This is a genomic window from Microbacterium sp. Leaf151 (assembly GCF_001424225.1).
Taxonomy (GTDB): domain Bacteria; phylum Actinomycetota; class Actinomycetes; order Actinomycetales; family Microbacteriaceae; genus Microbacterium.
The window spans coordinates 958,755-980,885 of the sequence record NZ_LMOR01000004.1 but is presented as its reverse complement, the minus strand read 5'-3'; the positions used below and the strand labels follow the sequence as shown (position 1 = coordinate 980,885).

The window sequence follows — 22,131 nt, the reverse complement described above, 5'->3', positions numbered from 1 at the left end:
GCCGCACAACGCGGGAGAGGGCCGGGGCGGCGGATGCCGGGGCGGCGCCCCCGCACGCGGGTTCGGGGCGAATACCGTGGACGGATGGATCACCGTCCGGGACTCGACCCGTCCGTCGCCGAGGTACGCCGCGCAGTGCGGGCGATGCTCGACACCACCGAGGGGCCGGTCGTCGTCGCCCTCTCCGGCGGCGCTGATTCGCTCGCTCTCGCGGCGGCGACCGCCTTCGAGGCTGCGAGGCGCGGCATCCACGCCGAGGCGGTCGTCATCGACCACGCACTGCAGGAGGCATCGGATGCCGTCGCCGCGGACGCCGCGGCGAAGGCGGTCGCGCGGGGGCTCGCCGCCCGAGTCGTGCGGGTCGATGTCGGCACGGACGACGGTCCCGAGGCCGCGGCGCGACGCGCCCGCTACGACGCGCTCGCCCGTGCGGCGGCCGACATCGGCGCCGACACGGTGCTGCTCGGGCACACCCTCGACGACCAGGCCGAGACGGTGCTCCTCGGCCTCGCGCGCGGATCGGGTGGGCTGAGCCTGGCCGGCATGCCCTCCGAGCGACGGGATGCCACCGGGCCGCGGTGGGCGCGCCCGTTGCTCAGCATCCGTCGGCGCACGACCGTGTCGGCCTGCCGCGCGGAGGGGCTCGAGCCGTGGTCCGACCCCCACAACGTCGATCCCGCCTACGCCCGCGTGCGCGTGCGCGAGAGCGTGATGCCCGTGCTCGAAGCCGAACTCGGCCCGGGAGTCGCCGAAGCCCTGGCGCGGACGGCGGAGCAGCTGCGGGAGGACGCCGAGGCGTTCCAGGACATGATCGACGAGACGATCGAAGACATCGTCGAGCACGCCGAGGCCGGCATCTCGATCTCGGTCGCCGCCCTCGCGGCCAACCCGGCGGCGCTCCGCAACCGCATCGTGCGGTACGTCGTCGAAAGCGAGTTCGGCGTCGCCCTGACGCGATCGCAGACGCTCGAGGTCGCGCGGCTCGCCATCGACTGGCGGGGACAGGGGCCGATCGACCTGCCGTCGTGCGTCGCCCGTCGCGTCGGCGCTCGGGTGGAGGTCGTCGCGCGCGCTGCATCCTGAGGTTCGCGCCGGAGGGATGCGGGCTGCTGCGGCACCCCGAACGCACCGACGACGGAAGATCCCCGAGCCCCACGGCATGCGGAGTCAGACGGCATCCTCAACCACCCGACGTAGACTCGACGGATGCGCGCGGCCGACATCTCCGACGACATCAGCGAAGTCCTCCTCACCGAGGAGCAGATCCACGAGAAGCTCGCCGAACTGGCGACGCAGGTGGTGACCGATTACGAGGGCCGCGAGGTGGTGCTCGTGGGCGTCCTCAAGGGCGCCGTCATGGTCATGGCCGACTTCGCGCGGCACCTGCCCGTTCACATCACGATGGACTGGATGGCGGTGTCGTCGTACGGCGCGAGCACCCGTTCCAGCGGCGTGGTGCAGATCCGCAAAGACCTCGACACCGACATCACCGGCAAGCACGTGCTGATCGTCGAAGACATCATCGACTCGGGTCTCACCCTCAGCTGGCTGCTCGAGAACTTCGCCTCGCGCGGCGCCGAGTCGGTGGAGGTGCTCGCGCTGTTGCGCAAGCCGGATGCCATGAAGGTCGAGGTCGACTGCCGGTACGTGGGCTTCGACATCCCCAACGACTTCGTCATCGGCTACGGGCTCGATTACGCCGAGCGCTACCGCAACCTCCGCGACGTCGCGGTGCTCGCGCCCCACGTCTACTCCTGACGAGAGCGTCTCTCAGAGGCGGGGATGCCGCGGCATCCGTGCCCTGTACGCCTGAAACGAACGCACAGGCCCGGCATAGTCGGCGCACGTTACCCTGATGCGACCGCATTTCTGCGGAGGATCACGAAAGGGCTGGGCTCGCCCACCATGAATTTGAAGAAGATCACGCGCAATCCGATCATCTACGTTCTGTTGGTCGTTCTGCTTCTGATCATCGGTTTCTCCCTCATCTCCAACCTCACCGGCGCCCGTCAGGTGTCGACGAAAGAGGGTCTGGAGCTGCTCCAGGGCAACACCGTGACCAAAGTGGTGACGAACGATCCTGATCAGCGCGTCGATCTGACGCTGTCCGAGCCCTTCGAGGGTGCTGACAGCGTGCAGTTCTACTTCGGCCAGGCCCGCGCCGCCGAGGTGGCGAACGCCATCGACGCCGCCGCGCCCTCCGACGGCTTCAACGACGAAGTGCCCCGCCCCAGCTGGTTCGACGGCTTCCTCGGGCTGATGCTCCCGCTCGTGCTCCTCGGCCTGCTCTTCTGGTGGCTGCTCTCCAGCGCCCAGGGCGGCGGTAGCAAGGTCATGCAGTTCGGCAAGTCGCGGGCGAAGCTCGTGACCAAAGAGACGCCGACCGTCACCTTCCAAGACGTCGCGGGTTCCGATGAGGCCATCGAAGAGCTCGAAGAGATCAAAGAATTCCTCAAGGACCCCAAGAAGTTCGAAGAGGTCGGTGCCCGCATCCCTAAGGGCGTGCTGCTGTACGGCCCTCCGGGAACCGGAAAGACCCTGCTGGCCCGTGCGGTCGCCGGTGAGGCGGGCGTGCCCTTCTACTCCATTTCGGGTTCGGACTTCGTCGAGATGTTCGTCGGTGTCGGCGCGAGCCGCGTGCGCGACCTGTTCAACCAGGCCAAAGAGAGCTCCCCGGCCATCATCTTCATCGACGAGATCGATGCCGTCGGTCGCCACCGCGGCGCCGGCATGGGCGGCGGCCACGACGAGCGCGAGCAGACGCTGAACCAGATGCTCGTCGAGATGGACGGCTTCGACCCCAAGGTCAACGTCATCGTGATCGCGGCGACGAACCGCCCCGACATCCTCGACCCCGCCCTGCTGCGCCCGGGCCGCTTCGACCGCCAGATCGGCGTCGACGCCCCTGACCTGAAGGGCCGCCAGCGCATCCTCGAGGTGCACGGCCGCGGCAAGCCCCTGTCCGACTCCGTCGACCTCGAGGTCGTCGCTCGCAAGACCCCCGGCTTCACCGGTGCCGATCTCGCCAACGTCCTCAACGAGGCTGCGCTGTTGACCGCACGCTCGAACGCGCAGCTCATCGACAACCGCGCCCTCGACGAGGCCATCGACCGCGTCATCGCCGGGCCCCAGCGCCGCACCCGTGTGATGAGGGACAAAGAGAAGCTCATCACGGCGTACCACGAGGGCGGCCACGCGCTCGCGGCGGCCGCGATGAACCACACCGACCCCGTCACGAAGGTCACGATCCTTCCGCGCGGCAAGGCGCTGGGTTACACGATGGTGCTGCCGCTCGACGACAAGTACTCCATCACCCGCAACGAGCTGCAGGACCAGCTGACCTACGCCATGGGCGGCCGTGTCGCCGAAGAGATCGTGTTCCACGACCCCACCACCGGGGCCTCGAACGACATCGAGAAGGCCACGAGCATCGCGCGCAAGATGGTCACCGAGTACGGCATGACGAACGAGGTGGGTCCGGTGAAGCTCGGCTCCTCCTCGGGCGAGGTCTTCATGGGTCGCGACATGGGACACGGCCGTGACTTCTCGGAGCGCATCGCCGAGCGCGTCGACGCCCAGGTGCGCGCGCTGATCGAGCAGGCGCACAACGAGGCGTACCAGGTCATCAACGACAACCGCGAGGTGCTCGACCGGCTCGCTCTGGCGCTGCTCGAGAAAGAGACGCTCGACCACAACGAGCTCGCCGAGATCTTCACCGACGTCAAGCGCCTCACCCCGCGCCCGCAGTGGCTGTCGTCGGGCGATCGTCCGGTCTCGACCCAGCCGCCGGTGAACGTCCCCCGTCGCGAGACGGCCGGAATCGCCGCATCCACCGAGGCCGAGGCGCAGACGCAGACGCAGGCGCAGCCCCGTCCGAGCGGACAGACGCGCCCGGCCACCGCCTGAGGCGCCGTGGCCGTCGATCGAGAACGGGTGGCAGCGCTCGTCCGCGAGCTGCTGGAGGCGATCGGGGAGGATCCCGATCGCCCCGGCCTCCGGCAGACCCCGACCCGCGTCGCCGACTCCTGGGCCGAGTTCTTCGGGGGAGTGGGCCAGGATGCCGGCGCGCCGCTCGAGCACACCATCTCGGTGTCGCGCGGACCGGCGCCCGACACGCTGCCCTCCGGGGCCGTCATGGTGCGCGACATCGCGTTCCGCTCGATGTGCGAGCACCACCTGCTGCCCTTCCGCGGACGCGCGCACGTGGCCTACCTCCCCGGCGAGGAGGTCGTCGGGCTCGGTGCGCTGCCGCGCGTCATCGACGTCCTCGCCACCCGCCCGCAGGTGCAGGAACGGCTCGGCGAGCAGGTCGCGGACGCGATCGATGCGGCCCTCGACGCCCGCGGGGTGCTCGTCGTGCTCGACGCGGTGCACGAGTGCGTCACCATGCGCGGTGGTCGGCAGCCCGACGCCTCGACGGTGACGATCGCGGCACGCGGTACCTATACCGAGCCCGCCGCGCGCGCGGAGCTCATCGCGCTCATCGGGGCGCGCGCGTGACCCTCGTCATGGGGATCGTCAACGTCACCCCCGACTCCTTCAGCGACGGCGGCCGTTACCTCGACCCCGACGTCGCGATCGCCCACGCGCGCTTCCTCCGCGAGCAGGGCGCCGATCTGCTCGACGTCGGCGGCGAGTCCACACGGCCCGGAGCCGAGCGGGTGGCACCCCGGGTCGAGCAGCAGCGGGTGCTGCCGGTCGTCGAGGCCCTGGCATCCGAGGGGGTGTCCGTCAGCATCGACACGATGAACGCGACGACCGCCGTCGCCGCGGTGTACGCCGGTGCGCGGCTGGTGAACGACGTCTCGGGCGGTCTCGCCGACCCCGACATGCTCGCCGCCGTCGCCGAGACCGGCGCCGACATCGCCCTGGGCCACTGGCGTGGACCGTCGAGCGAGATGTACGCACGCGCCGAGTACGTCGACGTGGGGAGGGAGGTGGCGACCGAGCTCGAGGCTCGCGCGGCCGCCGCCGTCGCCGCGGGGATCGACCCCTCGCGCATCGTCGTCGACCCCGGCATCGGGTTCGGCAAGCGCGGGGAGCAGAATTGGAAGGCGCTGCGCGCACTGCCCGAACTCGGCGGGCTGGGGTATCGCGTGCTCGTGGGGACGAGCCGCAAGCGGTTCCTCGCCGACGCCCTGGGCGACGACGCCGATCTTGCTCGCCGCGACCTCGCCACCGCCGTCACCAGCGCCCTCGCCGCCCGCTCCGGCGCGTGGGCCGTGCGCGTGCACGACGTCGCGACCACCCGCGACGCCCTCGCCGTCGCCCGCGCCTGGGAGGCCTGATGGATGCCGACGACCACATCACCCTGACGGGGGTGCGCGCCTTCGGTCACCACGGTGTGTACGCCGACGAGAAGCGCGAGGGTCAGGAGTTCGTGGTCGACGCGGTGCTCGCCCTGTCGTTGCGGCGTGCGGCCGAGACCGACGACGTGGTCGAGACCGTGCACTACGGCGAGCTCGCCGAACGGCTCGTCGCCGTCGTCGCGGGCGAGCCCGTCGACCTGCTCGAGACCCTCGCCCAGCGCCTCGCCGACGACGTGTTGCGCGATGACCGCGTCGATCGGGTGACCATCACCGTGCACAAGCCGCAGGCGCCCATCCCCGTGCCGTTCGGCGACGTCGCCGTGACCATCACACGGGGTCGATCGTGAGCGTGCGGCTGGCCCACGGAATGGGCGAAGCGCCGCGTTCGACGCCGGTCACGGCGGTCGTCGCCCTGGGCGCCAACCTCGGCCGGCGAGCGGAGACGTTGGCGGACGCGGCTGACGAGTTGAGCCGTCTGACCCTGACGAGCGACGTGCGGGTGTCGGAGCCGATCGAGACCGTCGCGGTGACCCTCGACGGAGAGGACGAAGACGCGCCGCGTTACCTCAACGCCGTCGCCATCCTGCGGACGCGCCTCGCCCCTGCCGAACTGCTCGCGTCACTGCATCGCATCGAGGCGCGACATGGACGCGTGCGACGTGAACGTTGGGGGGATCGCACGCTCGATCTCGACCTCATCACGTACGGTGACGAGAGAATCATCCGCGACGACCTCGTCGTGCCGCACCCCCGGGCCCATGAGCGGGAGTTCGTGCTCGCGCCGTGGGCGCAGCTGGATCCGGACGCCGAGATCCCCGGGCGCGGACGCGTCACCAACCTGCTGGAAGGGCTCCGACGATGAGACGCACGGGTGTCGGCATCCTCGCCGTCGCCGTCGTCGTCGGCGCGGCGGCCGGCTTCATCCTCGACACGATGCTGACCGCGATGGGCCGCGCGACGTTCTCTCCGGCGGCGAGCCTGCCGACGATCCTCGCATTGCTCGGTGCCGTGATCGTCGTCCTGGCGGTGCCGGTGTGGCGAGCGACCCGGAGTCGTGGCACTCGGCGCATCAATCCCTTCCAGGCTCTGCGCATCGCGATGCTGGCGAAGGCCTCGTCGTTGCTGGGGGCGGTGTCGTTCGGATTCTCGCTCGGTCTGATCGTGTTCCTGACGACCCGACCCGTGACGCCGTCGCTAGGCTCGATGGGAACGATCGTCGCGACGCTCGTGTGCGCCGTCGTCCTCGTCGTCGCGGGACTCGTTGCCGAGCAGCTGTGCACCATCCGGAAGGACGACGATGACGACACCCCCGGAAACACACCGACCGGACCCGTCCAGGCCTGACGAGCCCGCGCGGCCTCCGCTCGACGAGGGCACGCGGCTGACTCCGCCGGAGCCCGTCGAGGGTGCGCGGCTCGTTCCGCCGGAGCCCGTCGAAGGCGCGCGGCTCTCTGCATCCGAGCCCGTCGATGGCGTTCGGCTCACCCCGTCGGAGCCGGTCGAGGACCTGCGAGCGGCCGAGGACGAGGGCGCGCCCGCACCCTCGGCGAGCGCAGGGTTGCGTCGTGATCGCGCGCCCCGTGGGGCGGAGGTGGACCAGCCCGCCTGGATCGGATCCGAGCTCGGGACGGAAGCGCCGGTCGACGCCGGCGCCCGCGACGGTGGGGCGATGGCCGACGGCGGCACACCCGACGTCTCCGGCCTGCTCACCCCGCCCCGGGTGCACGACGGCGGACCGACGAGTGGGACGGGCGCTCACGACGACGGTGCCGTCCTGGGCGCACGCACGTACGACCGCGTCCTCGAGCCGCGCTCGCAGCGTCGTCTGCCCCTCGGCGACGGGACGTGGTACCAGCTCGCCCGCGCCTACGTGCGCGTCCAGCTCATCTCCCAGGGCGTCTTCTTCCTGCTGGTGGTCGCCGTCGCCGTCGCGGTGCAGGTGATCACCGGGGTGCTGTGGCAGTGGATCCCGGCGGGAATCGTCCTCGTCGTGACCCTCTTCGGGCTCGTCATCACCCCGCGGCAGGCCCGGTCGTTCGGATACCAGCTGCGGCGCGACGACCTCGTGTTCCGCCGCGGCATCCTGTGGCAGCGGGTCGTGGCGGTCCCCTACGGGCGCATGCAGCTCGTCGACATCACCCACGGCCCCCTGGACCGCGGCTTCGGCATCGCCCAGCTCAAGCTCGTCACTGCGGCTGCCTCGACGGGGGTCACGATCCCGGGGCTCACCCAAGAGGCAGCGGAGCACCTGCGCGACACACTCGTCGCGGTGGCCGAGACCCGGCGGACGGGTCTGTGAGCGACCCGGACGCGTCCGGCGGAGCGCGCGCGGCGAACCCGGCGGACGGTGCGTCTGAGCGCGAGAGTGCTCGGGTTCCCGAGGCGCCCCGCGCCGCGCCGACCGCCCGGCCGGCGGTGCGGTCGCCGTACAGCGACGGAGAATGGCACCGACTGCATCCGCTCACCCCCTTGCTGCGCGGGGGTCTGACGCTCCTCGTCATTATCGGAGTCATCGTCGCGAATCTCCGCGAGCGGCTGGTCGAGCTCCTGTTCCCGGTCTTCACCGACCTTCCACCGGGCGAGCTGCCGCCCGATCCGGTCGACTTCCTGTTCGCCAACAACCTCATCCTCATCGTCGGTGGTGCGACGCTGGCGCTGCTCATCGTGCTGCTGGTGCTGTTCCGGCTGTCATGGCGGTTCCACACTCTGCGGATCGGCGACGACGACGTCGAGGTGCGTTCGGGGGTGCTGTTCCGCACCCACCGCCGCGCACCCCTCGACCGCGTCCAGGGTGTCAACCTGACGCGCCCCATGATCGCCCGGCTCCTGGGGCTGGCGAAGCTGGAGGTCGTCGGGGCGGGCCTGGATGCCAACGTCAAGCTGGAGTACCTGTCGGGGAAGGATGCCGACGCCATCCGCGGCGACATCCTCCGCCTCGCCTCAGGGCGGCGCCGTCTCGCCGCCGGGCAGTCGCCCGAGAGCGGGCGGTCCTCGTTCGCGCGCCAGGCGGCGGCGGCGGTGGGTTCGGGCCTGCAGGGTCTGGTCGACGGCGAGGATCTCTCCGATGCCGAGCCCGAGAGCATCGTGCGCATCCCGGTCGGCCGGCTCGTGGCGTCCCGTGTGCTGAGTGGTTCGACGGTGTTCCTCATCGCGCTCGTGGTCGGCATCGTCGTGGCCGCGTCACTGTCGACGCTCTGGCTGCTGTTCACGGTCGTTCCCATGTTCCTCGCGTTCGGCGCCTACTACGTGCGATCGGTCGCGCGCGGGTTGCGGTACTCGATCGCCCCGACGCCCGACGGCGTCCGGGTGACGTTCGGGCTCTTCACCACCGTCTCCGAGATCGTGCCGCCCGGCCGGGTCCACGCCATCGAGGTGCGACAACCCCTGCTGTGGCGACCCTTCGGGTGGTGGACCGTGTCGGTCAACCGCCTGTCGGGTCGGTCGTCGACCGACTCGAGCACGGACCAGCTGGCTGCGGTGCTGCCCATCGGCACGCGAGACGATGTCGAGCGCGTGCTGGAGATCCTCGCCCCGGCCCTGACCGGCGGCGAGTGGACGAGCGTCTTCCGCGACGGCATCCTGGGTCCCGTGCAGGACGACCCCTACATGACGACCCCGGCGCGCGCCCGCTGGCTGCGGCCCCTGTCCTGGCGGCGCAACGGTGTGCTGCTGACCGATGCTGCCCTGCTCATGCGTCGGGGGTGGGTGTGGCGGTCGCTGAGCATCCTCCCTCTGGCGCGGCTGCAGTCGGTCGGACTGGAGCAGGGCCCGCTGGCGCGGGCGTTCGGCGCGGCGACGCTCACGGGCCACGTGATCGCCGGCACGGTGCAGACCTCGGTCGGCGCCCTCGATCGCGATGAGGCGGTGCGCATGTTCGAACGCACCGCATCCACGACCGTGGCGGCGGCCGCGACCGATCGCAGTCACCGGTGGGCCGGATGAGCGGCCGCGACGGACGCCTCGGCGTGGGGGTCATCGGCGCCGGGCGCGTGGGTCCCGTCCTCGCAGCCGCGCTCGCCGGCGCCGGGCATGCCCTCACCGGCATCACCTCCGGCTCCGATGACGACCGGGTCGAGGCGATCCTGCCCGGTCTTCCCGTCCTCACCGCGGACGAGGTCGTGCGACGCAGCGAGCTGGTCGTGATCGCGGTGCCGCACGACCAGCTGCCGGCGCTCGTCACGGGCCTCGCCGGGGTGGGTGCCTGGCAGCCTGGCCAGCTCGTGCTGCACACCGACGCCGCATTCGGCGCCCGCGTCCTCGACCCGGCCGCGCGGCTCGGTGCCATCCCGCTCGCGATCCACCCCGCCATCTCGTTCACCGGGACGTCGTCGATCGACCTGCGGCAGCTGGCGCAGGCGTACGCCGCGGTGACGGCTCCTGCGCCCGTCCTGCCCATCGCGCAGGCACTCGCCGTCGAACTCGGGTGCGAACCGGTGGTGGTCGCCGAAGACGATCGCGCGGCGTACGCGGAGGCGATCGCCACGGCGACGGAGTTCTCGCGATCGATCGTGCGCCAGTCCTCGGAGATGCTGTCGCGTGTCGGGGTCGACAACCCCGGCGGATACCTGTCAGCACTCGTGCGGTCGAGCGTAGACCAGGCGCTCGTCGAGGGCTCCGGACGTCGCACCCTCGACGACGACGCTACGATCGACGGATGATCCGCACCCTCGAGGATCTGCGCACCCGACTCGGCGAAGTCCGAGGCGCAGATCGGTCGTCCGGCGGCCCCCGTGTCGCACTTGTTTCGACCCTGGGAGCCCTGCACGACGGCCACGTCGACCTCATCCATGAAGCCCGCGAGCGCGCCGACGTCGTGGTGGTGTCGACCTTCGTCAACCCGCTGCGCTTCCGCACCGCCGACGAGACGGCCTCCTATCCGCGTTCGCCCGACGCCGATGAGCGCGTCCTCCGCGACCTGGGTGTCGATGTCGTCTTCGCGCCCTCGGCGGGGGAGTTCCTGCCCGCGGGCACCGCGACGACCCGCGTATCGGCGGGAGACGTCGGGCTGCGGTACGAGGGTCGGGTGCGCCCGTTCTATTTCGACGGCGTGCTGACCGTCGAGGCGAAGCTGTTCAACCTGGTCCGCCCTGACGTCGCCGTCTACGGCGAGCGCGACCTCCAGCGCGCGTTCCTGGTGCAGCGCATGGTGCGCGACCTCGACTTCGGCCTCGAGATCGCCACGGTGCCCACCGTCCGCACCGACGACGGGCTGCCGGTGTCCAGCCGCATCGCCCTTCTGGAGCCCGCGGATCGTCGCGCTGCGGCGAAGCTGCCCCGTGCGCTGGAGGCGGCGGCATCCAACTCCGACCTGGGGGTCGACGCGTGCATCGCGGCCGCTCAGTCGTCGCTCATGGGCGAGCAGCGCATCGCCCTCGAGTACCTCAGCGTGGTCGACCCCGCGACCTTCCTTCCCGTCGACGAGGGGCACCGCGGTCGCGCCCTGGCGCTCATCGCCGCGACGGTGGGTGGACACCGCTTCATCGACAATGCCGAGATCTCGCTGCGCTGACGGGGCCGTCCAGCGCATTCGTCTCTGAGGCGGTCGTTCGCGGGGAGCCGGCAGGGGACCGCTGTCACCGGGATCGGCCGGCCGCCGCATGCGGTGCTCTCCCCGAGATCGGTGCACGCCGTCGATCTGAGGCTCTCGGTCGCGGCGAATAGACTGGAGACGACCCCGAGGAGCCTCCCGATGACCGACGCGCCCGCGAACGACGCCGCCGAACCCACCGAAGACGAGGTCTTCGAGCAGAAGGCGGTGCGCCTCGCCAAACGCGAGCGCCTGCTCGCCCAGCGCGCCGACGCCGCGGGCGGGCCGTACCCGGTCGCCGTGCCCGTCACCACCACCATCCCGGCCCTGCGCGCCCGCTTCGGCGCTATCGGGGCCGGCGCCGAGACCGGCGAGACCGCCGGTGTCGCGGGGCGTGTGGTGTTCAGCCGCAACACCGGCAAACTGTGCTTCGCATCTCTCCAGGCCGGCGACGGGAGCCGCATTCAGGCCATGGTCTCGCTCGCGAGTGTCGGCGACGATTCCCTGCAGGCGTGGAAGGAGCTCGTCGACCTGGGCGACCACGTCTTCGTCTCGGGTGAGGTGATTTCGAGCCGCCGCGGCGAGCTGTCGATCATGGTGGCCGAGTGGAGCATCGCGGCGAAGGCCGTGCTTCCCCTTCCCAACCTCCACGGCGAGTTGAGCGAAGAGAGCCGCGTCCGCAGCCGCTTCCTCGACCTCATCGTGCGCGACCGTGCCCGCGAGACCGTCCTGGCGCGGGCGAAGGTCAACCAGAGCCTGCGCCGCACGTTCACCGAGCGCGAGTTCGTCGAGGTCGAGACGCCCATGCTGCAGGTGCAGCACGGCGGCGCGAGCGCTCGCCCCTTCACCACCCACTCCAACGCGTTCGACACCGAGCTGTACCTGCGCATCGCGCCCGAGCTGTTCCTCAAGCGCGCGGTCGTGGGCGGCATCGACCGGGTGTACGAGATCAACCGCAACTTCCGAAACGAGGGCGCCGACTCCACGCACAGCCCCGAGTTCGCGATGCTCGAGGCCTACCAGGCTTACACCGACTACAACGGCATCGCCGATCTCACGCAGACCTTGATCCAGGATGCCGCGATCGCCGTCGCCGGCTCCACCACGGTCACGTGGGCCGACGGCACCGAGTACGACCTGGGCGGAGAGTGGGACCGCATCTCGATGTACGACTCGCTGTCGGCCGCGGCCGGCCGCGCGATCACGCCCGAGACGACGCTCGAGGCGCTGCGCTCGCTGGGCGCCGAGCACGAGGTGGACGCCCCGCCGCACGAGACCCACGGCAAATGGGTCGAGGAGCTGTGGGAGCACTTCGTCAAGCCGGGCCTGACCCGGCCCACCTTCGTCATGGACTTCCCCGTCGACACCAGTCCTCTCGTGCGCGAGCACCGTTCCATCGCCGGTGTCGTGGAGAAGTGGGACCTGTACGTGCGCGGGTTCGAGCTGGCTACCGGCTACTCGGAACTCGTCGACCCGGTGATCCAGCGTCACCGGTTCACCGAGCAGGCCAAGCTCGCCGCCCGCGGCGACGACGAGGCCATGCCCATCGACGAAGAGTTCCTGCGGGCCCTCGAGCACGGCATGCCCCCCACCGGTGGCATGGGGATGGGAATCGACCGACTGCTCATGGCCATCACCGGACTCGGGATCCGCGAGACGATCCTTTTCCCGCTGGTGAAGTAGACCGCTCGAACACCCACTCGGGCAGCCGGCCGGCGTCGAGCATGGTCCGCATGATCTCGCTGAGCCCGTGCGTCCCATCGATCGCGAGGGCTGCGTCCGCGTAGAACGCGGCGTGGGTGGATCGTCCCGACGCCCACGCGAGCCACGCGCAGGCCGCGAGCGCTCCGGGCCGGCGTTCGGGGGCGACCAGCGAGGCGACGCGCCGGCACAGCTGGAGCCCCGCGCGCAGCCGAGCCGGATCGGGCTTCGCGCCCTCGCCCCACATCGGGCGGGCGAGGTCTTCGGGCACCGGCTCGCCGCCCCGGAAGACGGTCTGCGCGCGGAACACCGCGTCGCCCGTCGCCAGATCACCGGTCCACTGCATCAGCGCGACGTCGCGCAAGGCGGGTCGCTCCAAGCAGAAGGCGAGGGCCGCGATCCGCGTCATGTCCACCTGGTCGGCGGGTCGTCCGATGGCGCGCTCGAACAGTTCGGGCGGATCGGCAATCTCCGCGGCCACGGCGTCGGCTGCTGTGCGCCGCGCGGGCGAGAGGCGGCGCCGGTCGCGCGAACGCCTCAACGCGTGCTCCACGTCGACCAGGAGCTGTTCGAGGAGCCGCGAGTCCCCCGCGGACCCGGCGGGTAGGCGGGCGGCGGTGAGGTGGTCGCCGCTGATGTCGTGGTCGAGCCCCTCGAAGGCGGCATCCTGGATCTCGGTGAGTGGATGCGGCCCCGCCGCCGGCTCGAGATAGCTGGCCCACCCGTCGGATCCCACGACGAGCGCGTCGACGACGCGCAGGCCGCAGATGTCGGCGCGGGCGCGAACGGCATCCACGAGCCCGGTGTGCGGTGCGCCGGCCCCGCCGGTCACGGAGTCGTCGGTGTACACCGCGATCGCGACGGCGTCGGTGCGGGTCACCTTGCAGGCCATGCCGACGACGGTTGAGGCGACCCCCTCCTCGGTGGGCTGGTCGCCCTGCGGCGGCAGGTCGACACGCATCGCGCCGAGCGAACGCCCCTCACCGAAGGGGACGATCACGAGGCTGCGATGCGGGGTGCATTCGAGCAGGTGGGGGACGAGGGAGAGGAAAGCGGGAGACGAGGTTGCTCGCAGGACGGTGGTGGTCATGCGTCGAGGGTGGCCGTCGCGGGCGGTTACGTTCCCGGCCGATTCGCTCGATCGTGGATCATTCCGCTCATCGGCCGGGTGGGGAGGAGGCGCGAGCGGGCGTTCGCCCAGCCGCCGCGGGTATTCTCGAAGCATGGATGAGACCTGGACCGCTGTGCTGTGGGCGATCCTGCCGACGATCGTCGTGTCGTTCGTCTTCTTCTTCATCCTTCGCAACGTCATTCGCATGGATCGCACCGAGCGCAAGGTCTACGCGCGCATCGAGGCGCAGGAACGGGCCAAGCGCGGACTTCCGCCGGTGGCGTCCACGGGCGACGGCCCCGCGAACTGAGGTCCGCGAGACCGTTGTCGGCGGTCGTCGCTACGCTGGGTCCACAACCCGCCCAGGAGGACCCGTGATCAACGCCACGTTCGACGCGAGCTGGCTCGTCATCACGCTGTTCGTCGTCGACCTGGTCGTGCGTATCGCCGCGATCATCATCGTGCCCCGAAACCGCCGCCCCACCGCGGCGATGGCGTGGCTCCTGGCGATCTACTTCATCCCGTTCGTCGGGGTGTTCCTGTTCCTGCTCATCGGAAATCCGCGTCTGCCGCGCAAGCGTCGGCGCAAGCAGGCCGCGATCAACGAGTACATCCACGACACGAGTGCGTCGCTCGAGTTCGGAACGCTCCGCCCGAACGCGCCGCACTGGTTCCGCGCCCTCGTTCAGCTCAACCGCAATCTCGGCGCCATGCCCATCGCGGGCGACAACGCCGCCACCCTCATCGCCGATTACCAGCAGAGCCTGGATGCCATGGCCGACGCGATCCGCGGCGCCACGCGGTACGTGCACGTGGAGTTCTACATCCTGCAGTCCGACGACTCCACCGACAACTTCTTCCGCGCGCTCGAAGAGGTCGCGGAGCGGGGGGTCGTGGTGCGCGTACTGCTGGACCACTGGGCGAACCAAGGCAAACCGCGCTACAAGCAGACGGTGCGCCGCCTCGACGCGATGGGCGCCCACTGGCATCTGATGCTCCCCGTCCAGCCGCTGCGCGGCCGCTGGCAGCGCCCCGACCTGCGCAATCACCGAAAGCTGCTCGTCATCGACGGCGACGTCGCCTATATGGGCTCGCAGAACGTCACCGACTCCTCCTACAACCTGCGTAAGAACATCCGCCGGGGCCTCCACTGGGTCGACCTCATGGTGCGCGTCGAGGGCCCCGTCGTCGCCAGCATCAACGCGGTCTTCCTCTCCGACTGGTACAGCGAGACAGACGAGACGCTGGCCGACGAGATCGACCTGTTCAGTGTGACGACCGGCCCAGGAGACCTCGACTGTCAGATCGTTCCCTCGGGGCCGGGCTTCGACTTCCAAAACAACCTCAAGCTGTTCCTCGGTCTGCTCTTCGCCGCGCGCGAACGCATCATCATCGTGAGTCCGTACTTCGTCCCCGACGAGGCGCTGCTCCTCGCCATCACCACCGCGTGCCAGCGTGGCGTGCACGTGGAGCTGTTCGTGTCCGAAGAGGGCGACCAGGCCATGGTCTATCACGCCCAGCGCAGCTACTACGAGGCGCTCCTGCGTGCGGGAGTCGTCATCTGGATGTACCGCAAGCCCTTCATCCTGCACAGCAAGAGCGTCACCATCGACGACGAGGTCGCCGTCATCGGCTCGAGCAACATGGACATGCGCTCGTTCGGTCTGAATCTCGAGGTGTCGATGCTCGTGCGTGGTGAAGAGTTCGCGCGCGACATGCGCGCGGTCGAAGACCGCTATCGGCAGCTCAGCCGCCAGCTCACCATCGAGGAGTGGCGCCAGCAGCCCCTGCGCTCCACCATCCTCGACAACTTGGCCCGCCTCACCTCCGCGCTGCAGTGAGGCGGCGGGGCGTTCGCCGCAGGCATCCAGGAATCTCCGTCATCATGGGGTGAACCCACCCCCGGAGGTTTTCATGTCCCGCTCACGTCTGACCCTCATCGGCCTGCTGGGAGCGGGCCTGCTCGCCGCCGGCACCCTGGCCGGGTGCGCGTCGGGTGCCGCGTCATCGCCCGAGTCGTCGTCGCCCGCGGATGCCGCGACCGCGTCGCCCGCTGGTGACGTCAGCGCCGCGTGGCTCGACGCGGGCCGTGCGATCGCGGTCGTCACCTCCGGCAGCTCGTCGTGCGTCCCGGCTGTCGGCGGGGAGCCGCAGATCGCCGACGGGGCGCTGACGGTGGACCTCGTCGAGCCGACGCAGGAGCCGTGTACGCGCGACATGGCGCCGCGCGCGACGCTGGTGACCCTTCCGGTGGGTACGGATCCCGGTGCCGCCCTCACCGTGAAGGTGACGGGGGCCGCGGAGGGTGAGACGACGCTCGCCGCGCTGGCCGACGTGCCCACGCCCCCCGACGATTTCGCGCCGAGCGCGGGTTGGGTGAGCCAGTCGCTGGTCGCGATCGTCACTTACGGCAGCTCCAGCTGCGTGCCGACCGTCGAATCGGTGAGCTCCGACGGCGGCCAGGTGGCGGTGCGGTTCGCCACGCCGCCCGCTGATCAGGTGTGCACCATGGACTACGCCCCGCGCGTGACCCTGGCCGACGTGGGCGCGGAGGCCGGCGACGGTCCGGTCTCGCTGGTGCTCTCGGGTGGCAACGTCCAGGCGCCCGATCCGATCCCGGTGCTCGGCGCGCGCTGACGCGGCGACGTCAGCGCTCGACCGATCCCGTCCCGTGGCCTGCAGCCGCCGACGGCGTCAGCGCTCGACCACGAGGAGGTCGCCGACCTCGCACTCCAGCACGCGGCAGATCGCCGCGAGCGTGGAGTAGCGGATCGCGCGGGCGCGGTCGTTCTTCAGTACCGACAGGTTCACCACCGAGACCCCGACCAGTTCGCTGAGGCGCGTGAGCGTGAGGCCGCGCGCCTCGAGGAGCTCATCGAGACGGCAGTGGATGCCGCTCGGCCCGTCCTCCGCGGCAGCCGGGGTCATACGAGACCTTCCGTGTCGCGCTGGAGACGGTCGCCGACGGCGAAGACGGTGCTCGACAGGCCCGCGACGAATCCGATCGCGATGAGGACGGGCAGGTCGATCTGCTGCGTGAGTCCGCGGTCGTATGTGCGGTCAGACAGCCAGGCCAGCGCGCCGTTGGCGACCATGTTGTGGAAGAACGGCACGCCGAAGGCTCCGACCAACGCGATCACCCCGACGGACGTGACGAGGACGGTGTGGCGGCGGCTGAAGATGTGCCCGCGCAGGATGCCGACGCACAGCACGAGAAGCAGGACGACCACCGTGACGACCGTTGCGGCGAAGAGCCCCTCGCCCAGGAAGAGTGCCCAGAGCGAGGCGATCGGCAACGACGGGGCGGTGACCACGGCGCCGGTCAATTCGACGGGCACGGCGGCGCCATCAGGACCGACGGGAGCCTGGGCGACGGTGTCGAGGAACTCGATCGGCACGCGCACGTCGCGGTTTCCGACGGCCGCGACGATGTTGCCGATGCTGCGGATGACCGCCCACGCGGCGATCGCGACTCCCGCGACGATGAAGAGCAGGAAGCTCCAGGTGTCACCACGGGAGAGGGTGCGAGAGGTGGATTGGGGGGATGCCATGATCGCTCCTTATCGATGATCGTTGTTATCGGTGGTCGATAATGTAACGACTATCGATGGGTCCCGCAAGACCGGCCGGGGTCGCGGTATGCCCACGGCGAACATGCGTCCCTGGCCTCCGGCCGCTGGTTACTCTCGATGTACGGCGCGCGGAGGCGTGCCTGTCAGCCCATTTCTGGAGGGACTGAGATGTTCGAGAGATTCACCGACCGTGCCCGTCGTGTGGTCGTCCTCGCCCAAGAAGAGGCGAAGATGCTCAACCACAACTACATCGGCACCGAGCACATCCTGCTGGGACTGATCCACGAGGGCGAAGGTGTCGCGGCCAAGGCGCTCGAGTCCCTCGGCATCTCCCTCGACGCCGTGCGCGAGCAGGTGCAGGACATCATCGGCCAGGGACAGCAGCAGCCGACGGGGCACATCCCCTTCACGCCGCGTGCAAAGAAGGTCCTGGAGCTGTCCCTGCGCGAAGCGCTGCAGCTCGGCCACAACTACATCGGCACCGAGCACATCCTGCTCGGCCTCATCCGTGAGGGCGAGGGCGTGGCGGCCCAGGTGCTCGTCAAGCTGGGAGCCGACCTGAACAAGGTGCGCCAGCAGGTCATCCAGTTGCTCTCGGGCTACCAGGGCAAAGAGCCCGCCGGAGTCGCCACCGGCGCCGGCGAGCAGCAGTCCTCCGCCGCTCAGGGCGGCTCGGCCGTGCTGGACCAGTTCGGCCGCAACCTCACCCAGGCTGCGCGCGACAACAAGCTGGACCCCGTCATCGGGCGCGAGAAAGAGATCGAGCGCGTCATGCAGATCCTGTCGCGCCGCTCCAAGAACAACCCCGTCCTCATCGGCGAGCCCGGTGTCGGAAAGACGGCGGTCGTCGAGGGCCTCGCACAGGCCATCGTCAAGGGCGACGTGCCCGAGACGCTCAAGGACAAGCAGGTCTACTCGCTCGACCTCGGTTCGCTCATCGCCGGTTCCCGCTACCGCGGTGACTTCGAGGAGCGCCTGAAGAAGGTCACGAAAGAGATCCGCACGCGCGGCGACATCATCGTCTTCATCGACGAGATCCACACCCTCGTGGGTGCCGGTGCCGCCGAGGGTGCGATCGACGCCGCGTCGATCCTGAAGCCGCTTCTCGCCCGTGGAGAGCTCCAGACCATCGGTGCCACCACGCTCGACGAGTACCGCAAGCACTTCGAGAAGGATGCCGCGCTCGAGCGCCGCTTCCAGCCGATCCAGGTCGCCGAGCCGAGCCTGCCCCACGCGATCAACATCCTGAAGGGCCTGCGCGACCGCTACGAGGCGCACCACAAGGTGCAGATCACCGACGGTGCGATCGTCGCCGCGGCGAACCTCGCCGACCGCTACATCAGCGACCGGTTCCTGCCCGACAAGGCCATCGACCTGATCGACGAGGCCGGCGCCCGCCTGCGCCTGTCGATCCTGTCGTCGCCGCCGGAGCTGCGCGAATTCGACGAGAAGATCGCCAAGGTGCGCGAGCAGAAGGAGCAGGCCTCCGAGGAGCAGGACTTCGAGAAGGCCGCGTCGCTTCGCGATGAGGAGAAGTCGCTCCTCGCCGAGCGTCTGCGCCTCGAGAAGCAGTGGCGCTCGGGTGACGTCGCCTCCCACGCGGTGGTCGACGAGGGCCTGATCGCCGAGGTGCTCGCTCAGGCGACCGGCATCCCGGTGTTCAAGCTCACCGAGGAAGAGTCCAGCCGCCTCATGTTCATGGAGAAGGCGCTGCACCAGCGCGTCATCGGCCAGGAAGAGGCGATTGCGGCCCTCTCGCGCACGATCCGTCGCCAGCGCGCGGGCCTCAAGGACCCCAAGCGCCCCTCGGGCTCGTTCATCTTCGCCGGCCCCACGGGCGTCGGAAAGACCGAGCTCGCCAAGGCGCTCGCCGAGTTCCTCTTCGACGACGAGGGCGCGCTGATCTCCCTCGACATGTCGGAGTTCGGTGAGAAGCACACCGTCTCGCGTCTGTTCGGTGCCCCTCCCGGGTTCGTCGGATTCGAAGAGGGCGGCCAGCTCACCGAGAAGGTGCGCCGCAAGCCGTTCTCGGTCGTGCTCTTCGACGAGATCGAAAAGGCCCACCCCGACATCTTCAACTCGCTCCTGCAGATCCTCGAAGAGGGTCGCCTGACCGACGGTCAGGGTCGCGTCATCGACTTCAAGAACACGGTGATCATCATGACGACGAACCTCGGTTCGTCGGCGATCGCCGGGGGCCCGGTGGGCTTCCAGGTCGAGGGCAATGCCCAGACGTCCTACGAGCGGATGAAGGGCAAGGTCGACGAAGAGCTCAAGCGCCACTTCAAGCCCGAGTTCCTCAACCGCGTCGACGACGTCATCGTCTTCCCGCAGCTCAGCAAGCCCGAGCTCCGCCAGATCGTCGGTCTGTTCGTCAAGCGTCTGGCCGACCGTCTGCTCGACCGCGACATGACGGTGGAGTTGTCGGATGAGGCGAAGGACAAGCTCATCGAGATCGGGTTCGACCCCACGCTCGGCGCTCGTCCGCTCCGCCGCGCCATGCAGCGCGAAATCGAGGACCGTCTCAGCGAGAGGATCCTCCACGGCGAGCTCGAGGCCGGCGACCACGTCAAGGTCAGCGTCGAGAACGGACAGTTCGCCTTCGAGACCAGCCCGCGGGGCGAGAAGGTCGCGCTGGGCGTCGGGACGGCGGGCGAAATCGCCGCCACCCCCGACACCCTCGCCGGCAGCTGACGCTGTAGCACGAAGGGGCCCGGATGCCATGGCATCCGGGCCCCTTCGTCGTCGCGGCGTACGCTGGGAGGATGACTTCCCCCGCGTCGTTCGTCGTCCGCTCCGCCGGCACCGCCGACGTCCGACGCATCCACGAACTGCTCGAGCCGTTCGTGCAGAAGCGCATCCTGCTCGGCAAGGACCTGGTCGTGCTCTATGGCTCGGTGCAGCAATTCGTCGTCGCAGAGGTCGACGGGATCGTGGTCGGCTGCGGCGCGTTGCACATCATGTGGGAAGACCTCGGCGAGATCCGCACTCTCATCGTGCACGACGACTGGTTGCACCTGGGAGTCGGACGCGCCCTCGTCGAGACGTTGGAGCAGCGCGCGCGTGAGCTGGGCGTGTCGCGACTGTTCTGCCTCACCTTCGAGGTCGATTTCTTCTCGCGACGCGGGTTCTCCGAGATCGGCGAACAGGTGGTGCCCCCCGACGTGTATTCGCAGCTCGTGCGCAGCCCCGACGAAGGTGTCGCCGAGTTCCTCGACCTCGCGCACGTGAAGCCCAACACGCTCGGCAACACGCGCATGTTGAAGAACCTCTGAGCGCCGTCGGCCTCCCGCGGGGCGGTGACGCACCGGTGATTCCGAGCGTGCCGTGGAGAGGGCTCACGGCCAGGACGCCTACCCTGGAACCATGACCGATGCCCCCCGTAGGCGGAGGCAGTCCCCGGCGGTGTATCGCCGACGTCGTCTCGCGGCAGGGCTTCTGGCTCTGATCGTGATCGGCCTCGTCGTGTGGCTCGTCGCGGCTCCGCCTTGGCGTGTCGCACCGACCGCCGCCCCCTCGTCCGACCCGTCCGCGAGCGCCACCTCAGCGTCTCCGTCGGCGACCGCCGCCGCGCCCTCGGCCGTAGCCACCCCCACGGCAGGTTCCACGGCGACACCGACGCCGAGCGTGCCGGCGGGGCCCATCGAGTGCACCGCCGCGAACATCACGGTGGAGGCGCTGTCGGACAAGGCGGAGTACGCCCAGGGCGAGAACCCGCAGCTGTCCATCCGGCTGTCGAACGCCTCGGCCACTCCGTGCGTCTTGAACGTGGGCACGAGCGCGCAGTCGTTCACGGTGACGAGCGGCACCGACGTGTGGTGGCGCTCGACCGACTGCCAGTCGGAGCCGAGCGACATGGAGGTGACGCTCGCCGCGGGCCAGGTGGTCACCAGTTCTGCCCCGCTGACCTGGGACCGTACGCGCTCGTCCGTGAGCTCGTGCGACGGGGAACGCCCCTACGCACCGGGCGGAGGCGCGACGTATCACCTGAGCGTCTCGATCGGCGGCATCCCGTCGGCCGGGACGGCGTCGTTCGTGCTGCAGTGACCCGGGCCCGTTCGGGTGCGGCTCGGCTGACGCGGGCATCGGGGTGCGGGTGCCGGTCGGCGCAGCCGCGACCCCGCGCCGGGGCCGGGGAGGATGCGTGGTGAGCGGAGGACGCTTTCGCGTCGGCGGATCCTCCCTTCGTCGCATCTCCTCCGCTGGGCACCGGTCGGCGCGGGTTGCAGGGCTGCGGGGCATGCGACGACGCGGGCTGCGGGGCTGCGGCGCACCGGAGTACGGGGGCTGCGGGGCGCACCGGACGTCGCGGGGCCGCGGATAGGCTCGGAGGATGGCCGCAGGCAAGAAGCGCAAGGGGAAGAAGCTCGACGTGGACTTCACGAACACTGCACTCTCCGACGCGCTGCAGACCCAGGACATGGCCGCCATCGCCTTCGCGCTGCGTCACGGGCCCACCGTCGTTCCCCTCATGACTTCGGGTGACGCGGACAATCCCCTCAGCGTCGGCGAGGTGTGGACGTACCGCGATCCGAACAACGGCCAGGTCGCGCTGCTGCTGTTCAGCGACGCCGCGCACAAGCCCGAGACGCTGCCCCCGCACGTGGCTCTGCAGTCACCGCAGTGGCTTCGGGCGTTCCTCGGTGCGCACCAGGATGCCATCACCACGGTGTTCATCGATATCGCCGGGCCGCACCCGATCCAGGCGTCGCCCGCCGATCTGATCGCCGCTCTCGACGCCTGACCCGGCGAGGGGCCGGTTGAGGCGGCTTCGGGCGAGAACTTGTCCGTCCGGCGTGGACGCACGATGGAGCGACGTCGCGTGCGGGATCGCCCGGCGCCTGCGGCCGGGCGGGGTGGCCGCTGCGCGCCGCCTGCGGGCGGGCGGGGAGGCCGCTGCGCATGGGCTCG

Annotated in this window: 23 protein-coding genes; 20 read left to right on the top strand and 3 right to left on the bottom strand. The window is 70.1% G+C overall.

The annotated features are described in order from the left end of the window. Window positions 1–84: 84 nt before the first annotated feature. From tilS to lysS, 13 genes are all read left to right on the top strand, one after another. Entirely contained in the window at window positions 85–1,083 is a 999-nt protein-coding gene (tilS, locus tag ASF76_RS15260; RefSeq protein ID WP_055959512.1) for a tRNA lysidine(34) synthetase TilS, read from the top strand. A 123-nt stretch (window positions 1,084–1,206) separates the two neighbouring features. Further along, window positions 1,207–1,758, top strand: coding sequence for a hypoxanthine phosphoribosyltransferase (gene hpt, locus ASF76_RS15255; protein WP_055959510.1), 552 nt, complete (start codon window positions 1,207–1,209; stop codon window positions 1,756–1,758). A gap of 147 nt (window positions 1,759–1,905) precedes the next feature. After that, complete coding sequence (gene ftsH / locus ASF76_RS15250; RefSeq protein WP_055959508.1) at window positions 1,906–3,906, top strand: ATP-dependent zinc metalloprotease FtsH; 2,001 nt, start codon at window positions 1,906–1,908, stop codon at window positions 3,904–3,906. 6 nt (window positions 3,907–3,912) lie between these two features. Continuing rightward, complete coding sequence (gene folE / locus ASF76_RS15245) at window positions 3,913–4,500, top strand: GTP cyclohydrolase I (protein WP_055959506.1); 588 nt, start codon at window positions 3,913–3,915, stop codon at window positions 4,498–4,500. After that, a complete protein-coding gene (gene folP, locus ASF76_RS15240; protein ID WP_055959504.1) occupies window positions 4,497–5,288 on the top strand; it encodes a dihydropteroate synthase in 792 nt (263 codons plus the stop codon). Before folE ends, folP begins: the two co-directional genes overlap by 4 nt. Continuing rightward, window positions 5,288–5,656, top strand: coding sequence for a dihydroneopterin aldolase (folB, locus tag ASF76_RS15235; RefSeq protein ID WP_055959502.1), 369 nt, complete (start codon window positions 5,288–5,290; stop codon window positions 5,654–5,656). Before folP ends, folB begins: the two co-directional genes overlap by 1 nt. Continuing rightward, a complete protein-coding gene (gene folK / locus ASF76_RS15230) occupies window positions 5,653–6,171 on the top strand; it encodes a 2-amino-4-hydroxy-6-hydroxymethyldihydropteridine diphosphokinase (protein WP_055959500.1) in 519 nt (172 codons plus the stop codon). The genes folB and folK overlap by 4 nt, the downstream gene beginning before the upstream one ends. Continuing rightward, window positions 6,168–6,653, top strand: a complete 486-nt coding sequence (locus tag ASF76_RS15225; RefSeq protein ID WP_055959498.1) for a DUF3180 domain-containing protein — start codon at window positions 6,168–6,170, stop codon at window positions 6,651–6,653. Before folK ends, ASF76_RS15225 begins: the two co-directional genes overlap by 4 nt. A gap of 325 nt (window positions 6,654–6,978) precedes the next feature. After that, window positions 6,979–7,608, top strand: a complete 630-nt coding sequence (locus tag ASF76_RS15220) for a PH domain-containing protein (protein ID WP_082485215.1) — start codon at window positions 6,979–6,981, stop codon at window positions 7,606–7,608. Beyond that, window positions 7,605–9,251, top strand: coding sequence for a PH domain-containing protein (locus ASF76_RS15215; protein WP_235561326.1), 1,647 nt, complete (start codon window positions 7,605–7,607; stop codon window positions 9,249–9,251). The genes ASF76_RS15220 and ASF76_RS15215 overlap by 4 nt, the downstream gene beginning before the upstream one ends. Then, window positions 9,248–9,967, top strand: a complete 720-nt coding sequence (locus tag ASF76_RS15210; RefSeq protein ID WP_055960227.1) for a DUF2520 domain-containing protein — start codon at window positions 9,248–9,250, stop codon at window positions 9,965–9,967. Before ASF76_RS15215 ends, ASF76_RS15210 begins: the two co-directional genes overlap by 4 nt. Beyond that, the gene (gene panC / locus ASF76_RS15205; RefSeq protein ID WP_055959496.1) at window positions 9,964–10,818 is read left to right on the top strand and encodes a pantoate--beta-alanine ligase; all 855 of its coding nucleotides are present in this window, start codon (window positions 9,964–9,966) and stop codon (window positions 10,816–10,818) included. Before ASF76_RS15210 ends, panC begins: the two co-directional genes overlap by 4 nt. Before the next feature lie 180 nt (window positions 10,819–10,998). After that, complete coding sequence (gene lysS, locus ASF76_RS15200; RefSeq protein ID WP_055959494.1) at window positions 10,999–12,519, top strand: lysine--tRNA ligase; 1,521 nt, start codon at window positions 10,999–11,001, stop codon at window positions 12,517–12,519. Here the strand turns inward: lysS and ASF76_RS15195 are convergent. Further along, window positions 12,470–13,627 (bottom strand): DUF4192 family protein, encoded by a 1,158-nt coding sequence (locus tag ASF76_RS15195; protein ID WP_055959492.1) that lies wholly within the window; start codon window positions 13,625–13,627, stop codon window positions 12,470–12,472. The genes lysS and ASF76_RS15195 overlap by 50 nt on opposite strands. A gap of 133 nt (window positions 13,628–13,760) precedes the next feature. Between ASF76_RS15195 and ASF76_RS15190 the strand changes: the two genes are divergently transcribed. From ASF76_RS15190 to ASF76_RS15180, 3 genes are all read left to right on the top strand, one after another. Further along, entirely contained in the window at window positions 13,761–13,958 is a 198-nt protein-coding gene (locus ASF76_RS15190) for a hypothetical protein (RefSeq protein WP_055959490.1), read from the top strand. 64 nt (window positions 13,959–14,022) lie between these two features. Next, window positions 14,023–15,489, top strand: a complete 1,467-nt coding sequence (cls, locus tag ASF76_RS15185) for a cardiolipin synthase (RefSeq protein WP_055959488.1) — start codon at window positions 14,023–14,025, stop codon at window positions 15,487–15,489. A gap of 73 nt (window positions 15,490–15,562) precedes the next feature. Continuing rightward, window positions 15,563–16,285 (top strand): hypothetical protein, encoded by a 723-nt coding sequence (locus ASF76_RS15180; protein WP_055959486.1) that lies wholly within the window; start codon window positions 15,563–15,565, stop codon window positions 16,283–16,285. A 57-nt stretch (window positions 16,286–16,342) separates the two neighbouring features. Here ASF76_RS15180 and ASF76_RS15175 read toward each other — a convergent pair whose 3' ends face one another. Together ASF76_RS15175 and ASF76_RS15170 are read right to left on the bottom strand one after the other, a co-directional pair. Beyond that, entirely contained in the window at window positions 16,343–16,576 is a 234-nt protein-coding gene (locus tag ASF76_RS15175) for a helix-turn-helix domain-containing protein (RefSeq protein WP_055959484.1), read from the bottom strand. Next, on the bottom strand, window positions 16,573–17,199 hold the full coding sequence (locus ASF76_RS15170) for a hypothetical protein (protein ID WP_055959482.1): 627 nt from the start codon (window positions 17,197–17,199) through the stop codon (window positions 16,573–16,575). Before ASF76_RS15170 ends, ASF76_RS15175 begins: the two co-directional genes overlap by 4 nt. 189 nt (window positions 17,200–17,388) lie before the next feature. On the opposite strand from ASF76_RS15170, the gene ASF76_RS15165 reads away from it, so the two are divergent. The 4 genes from ASF76_RS15165 (at window position 17,389) to ASF76_RS15150 (ending at window position 21,964) form a co-directional block, all read left to right on the top strand. Continuing rightward, window positions 17,389–19,914, top strand: coding sequence for an ATP-dependent Clp protease ATP-binding subunit (locus ASF76_RS15165; protein ID WP_055959480.1), 2,526 nt, complete (start codon window positions 17,389–17,391; stop codon window positions 19,912–19,914). A gap of 71 nt (window positions 19,915–19,985) precedes the next feature. Then, window positions 19,986–20,495, top strand: a complete 510-nt coding sequence (locus ASF76_RS15160; RefSeq protein WP_055959478.1) for an amino-acid N-acetyltransferase — start codon at window positions 19,986–19,988, stop codon at window positions 20,493–20,495. Window positions 20,496–20,586: 91 nt separating this feature from the next. After that, window positions 20,587–21,267: a hypothetical protein gene (locus tag ASF76_RS15155; protein WP_200936139.1), complete on the top strand. Its 681-nt coding sequence runs from the start codon at window positions 20,587–20,589 to the stop codon at window positions 21,265–21,267. Between the two features lie 286 nt (window positions 21,268–21,553). Next, complete coding sequence (locus ASF76_RS15150) at window positions 21,554–21,964, top strand: hypothetical protein (RefSeq protein WP_055959474.1); 411 nt, start codon at window positions 21,554–21,556, stop codon at window positions 21,962–21,964. Window positions 21,965–22,131: the final 167 nt, after the last annotated feature.

Excerpts from the sequence above, each read along its gene's own strand:
- tilS (WP_055959512.1), top strand. The coding sequence starts at position 85 with ATGGATCACCGTCCGGGACTCGACCCGTCCGTCGCCGAGGTACGCCGC.
- hpt (WP_055959510.1), top strand. The coding sequence starts at position 1,207 with ATGCGCGCGGCCGACATCTCCGACGACATCAGCGAAGTCCTCCTCACC.
- ftsH (WP_055959508.1), top strand. The coding sequence starts at position 1,906 with ATGAATTTGAAGAAGATCACGCGCAATCCGATCATCTACGTTCTGTTG.
- folB (WP_055959502.1), top strand. The coding sequence starts at position 5,288 with ATGGATGCCGACGACCACATCACCCTGACGGGGGTGCGCGCCTTCGGT.
- ASF76_RS15225 (WP_055959498.1), top strand. The coding sequence starts at position 6,168 with ATGAGACGCACGGGTGTCGGCATCCTCGCCGTCGCCGTCGTCGTCGGC.
- ASF76_RS15220 (WP_082485215.1), top strand. The coding sequence starts at position 6,979 with ATGGCCGACGGCGGCACACCCGACGTCTCCGGCCTGCTCACCCCGCCC.
- ASF76_RS15210 (WP_055960227.1), top strand. The coding sequence starts at position 9,248 with ATGAGCGGCCGCGACGGACGCCTCGGCGTGGGGGTCATCGGCGCCGGG.
- panC (WP_055959496.1), top strand. The coding sequence starts at position 9,964 with ATGATCCGCACCCTCGAGGATCTGCGCACCCGACTCGGCGAAGTCCGA.
- lysS (WP_055959494.1), top strand. The coding sequence starts at position 10,999 with ATGACCGACGCGCCCGCGAACGACGCCGCCGAACCCACCGAAGACGAG.
- ASF76_RS15195 (WP_055959492.1), bottom strand. The coding sequence starts at position 13,627 with ATGACCACCACCGTCCTGCGAGCAACCTCGTCTCCCGCTTTCCTCTCC.
- ASF76_RS15190 (WP_055959490.1), top strand. The coding sequence starts at position 13,761 with ATGGATGAGACCTGGACCGCTGTGCTGTGGGCGATCCTGCCGACGATC.
- ASF76_RS15180 (WP_055959486.1), top strand. The coding sequence starts at position 15,563 with ATGTCCCGCTCACGTCTGACCCTCATCGGCCTGCTGGGAGCGGGCCTG.
- ASF76_RS15175 (WP_055959484.1), bottom strand. The coding sequence starts at position 16,576 with ATGACCCCGGCTGCCGCGGAGGACGGGCCGAGCGGCATCCACTGCCGT.
- ASF76_RS15170 (WP_055959482.1), bottom strand. The coding sequence starts at position 17,199 with ATGGCATCCCCCCAATCCACCTCTCGCACCCTCTCCCGTGGTGACACC.
- ASF76_RS15165 (WP_055959480.1), top strand. The coding sequence starts at position 17,389 with ATGTTCGAGAGATTCACCGACCGTGCCCGTCGTGTGGTCGTCCTCGCC.
- ASF76_RS15160 (WP_055959478.1), top strand. The coding sequence starts at position 19,986 with ATGACTTCCCCCGCGTCGTTCGTCGTCCGCTCCGCCGGCACCGCCGAC.
- ASF76_RS15155 (WP_200936139.1), top strand. The coding sequence starts at position 20,587 with ATGACCGATGCCCCCCGTAGGCGGAGGCAGTCCCCGGCGGTGTATCGC.
- ASF76_RS15150 (WP_055959474.1), top strand. The coding sequence starts at position 21,554 with ATGGCCGCAGGCAAGAAGCGCAAGGGGAAGAAGCTCGACGTGGACTTC.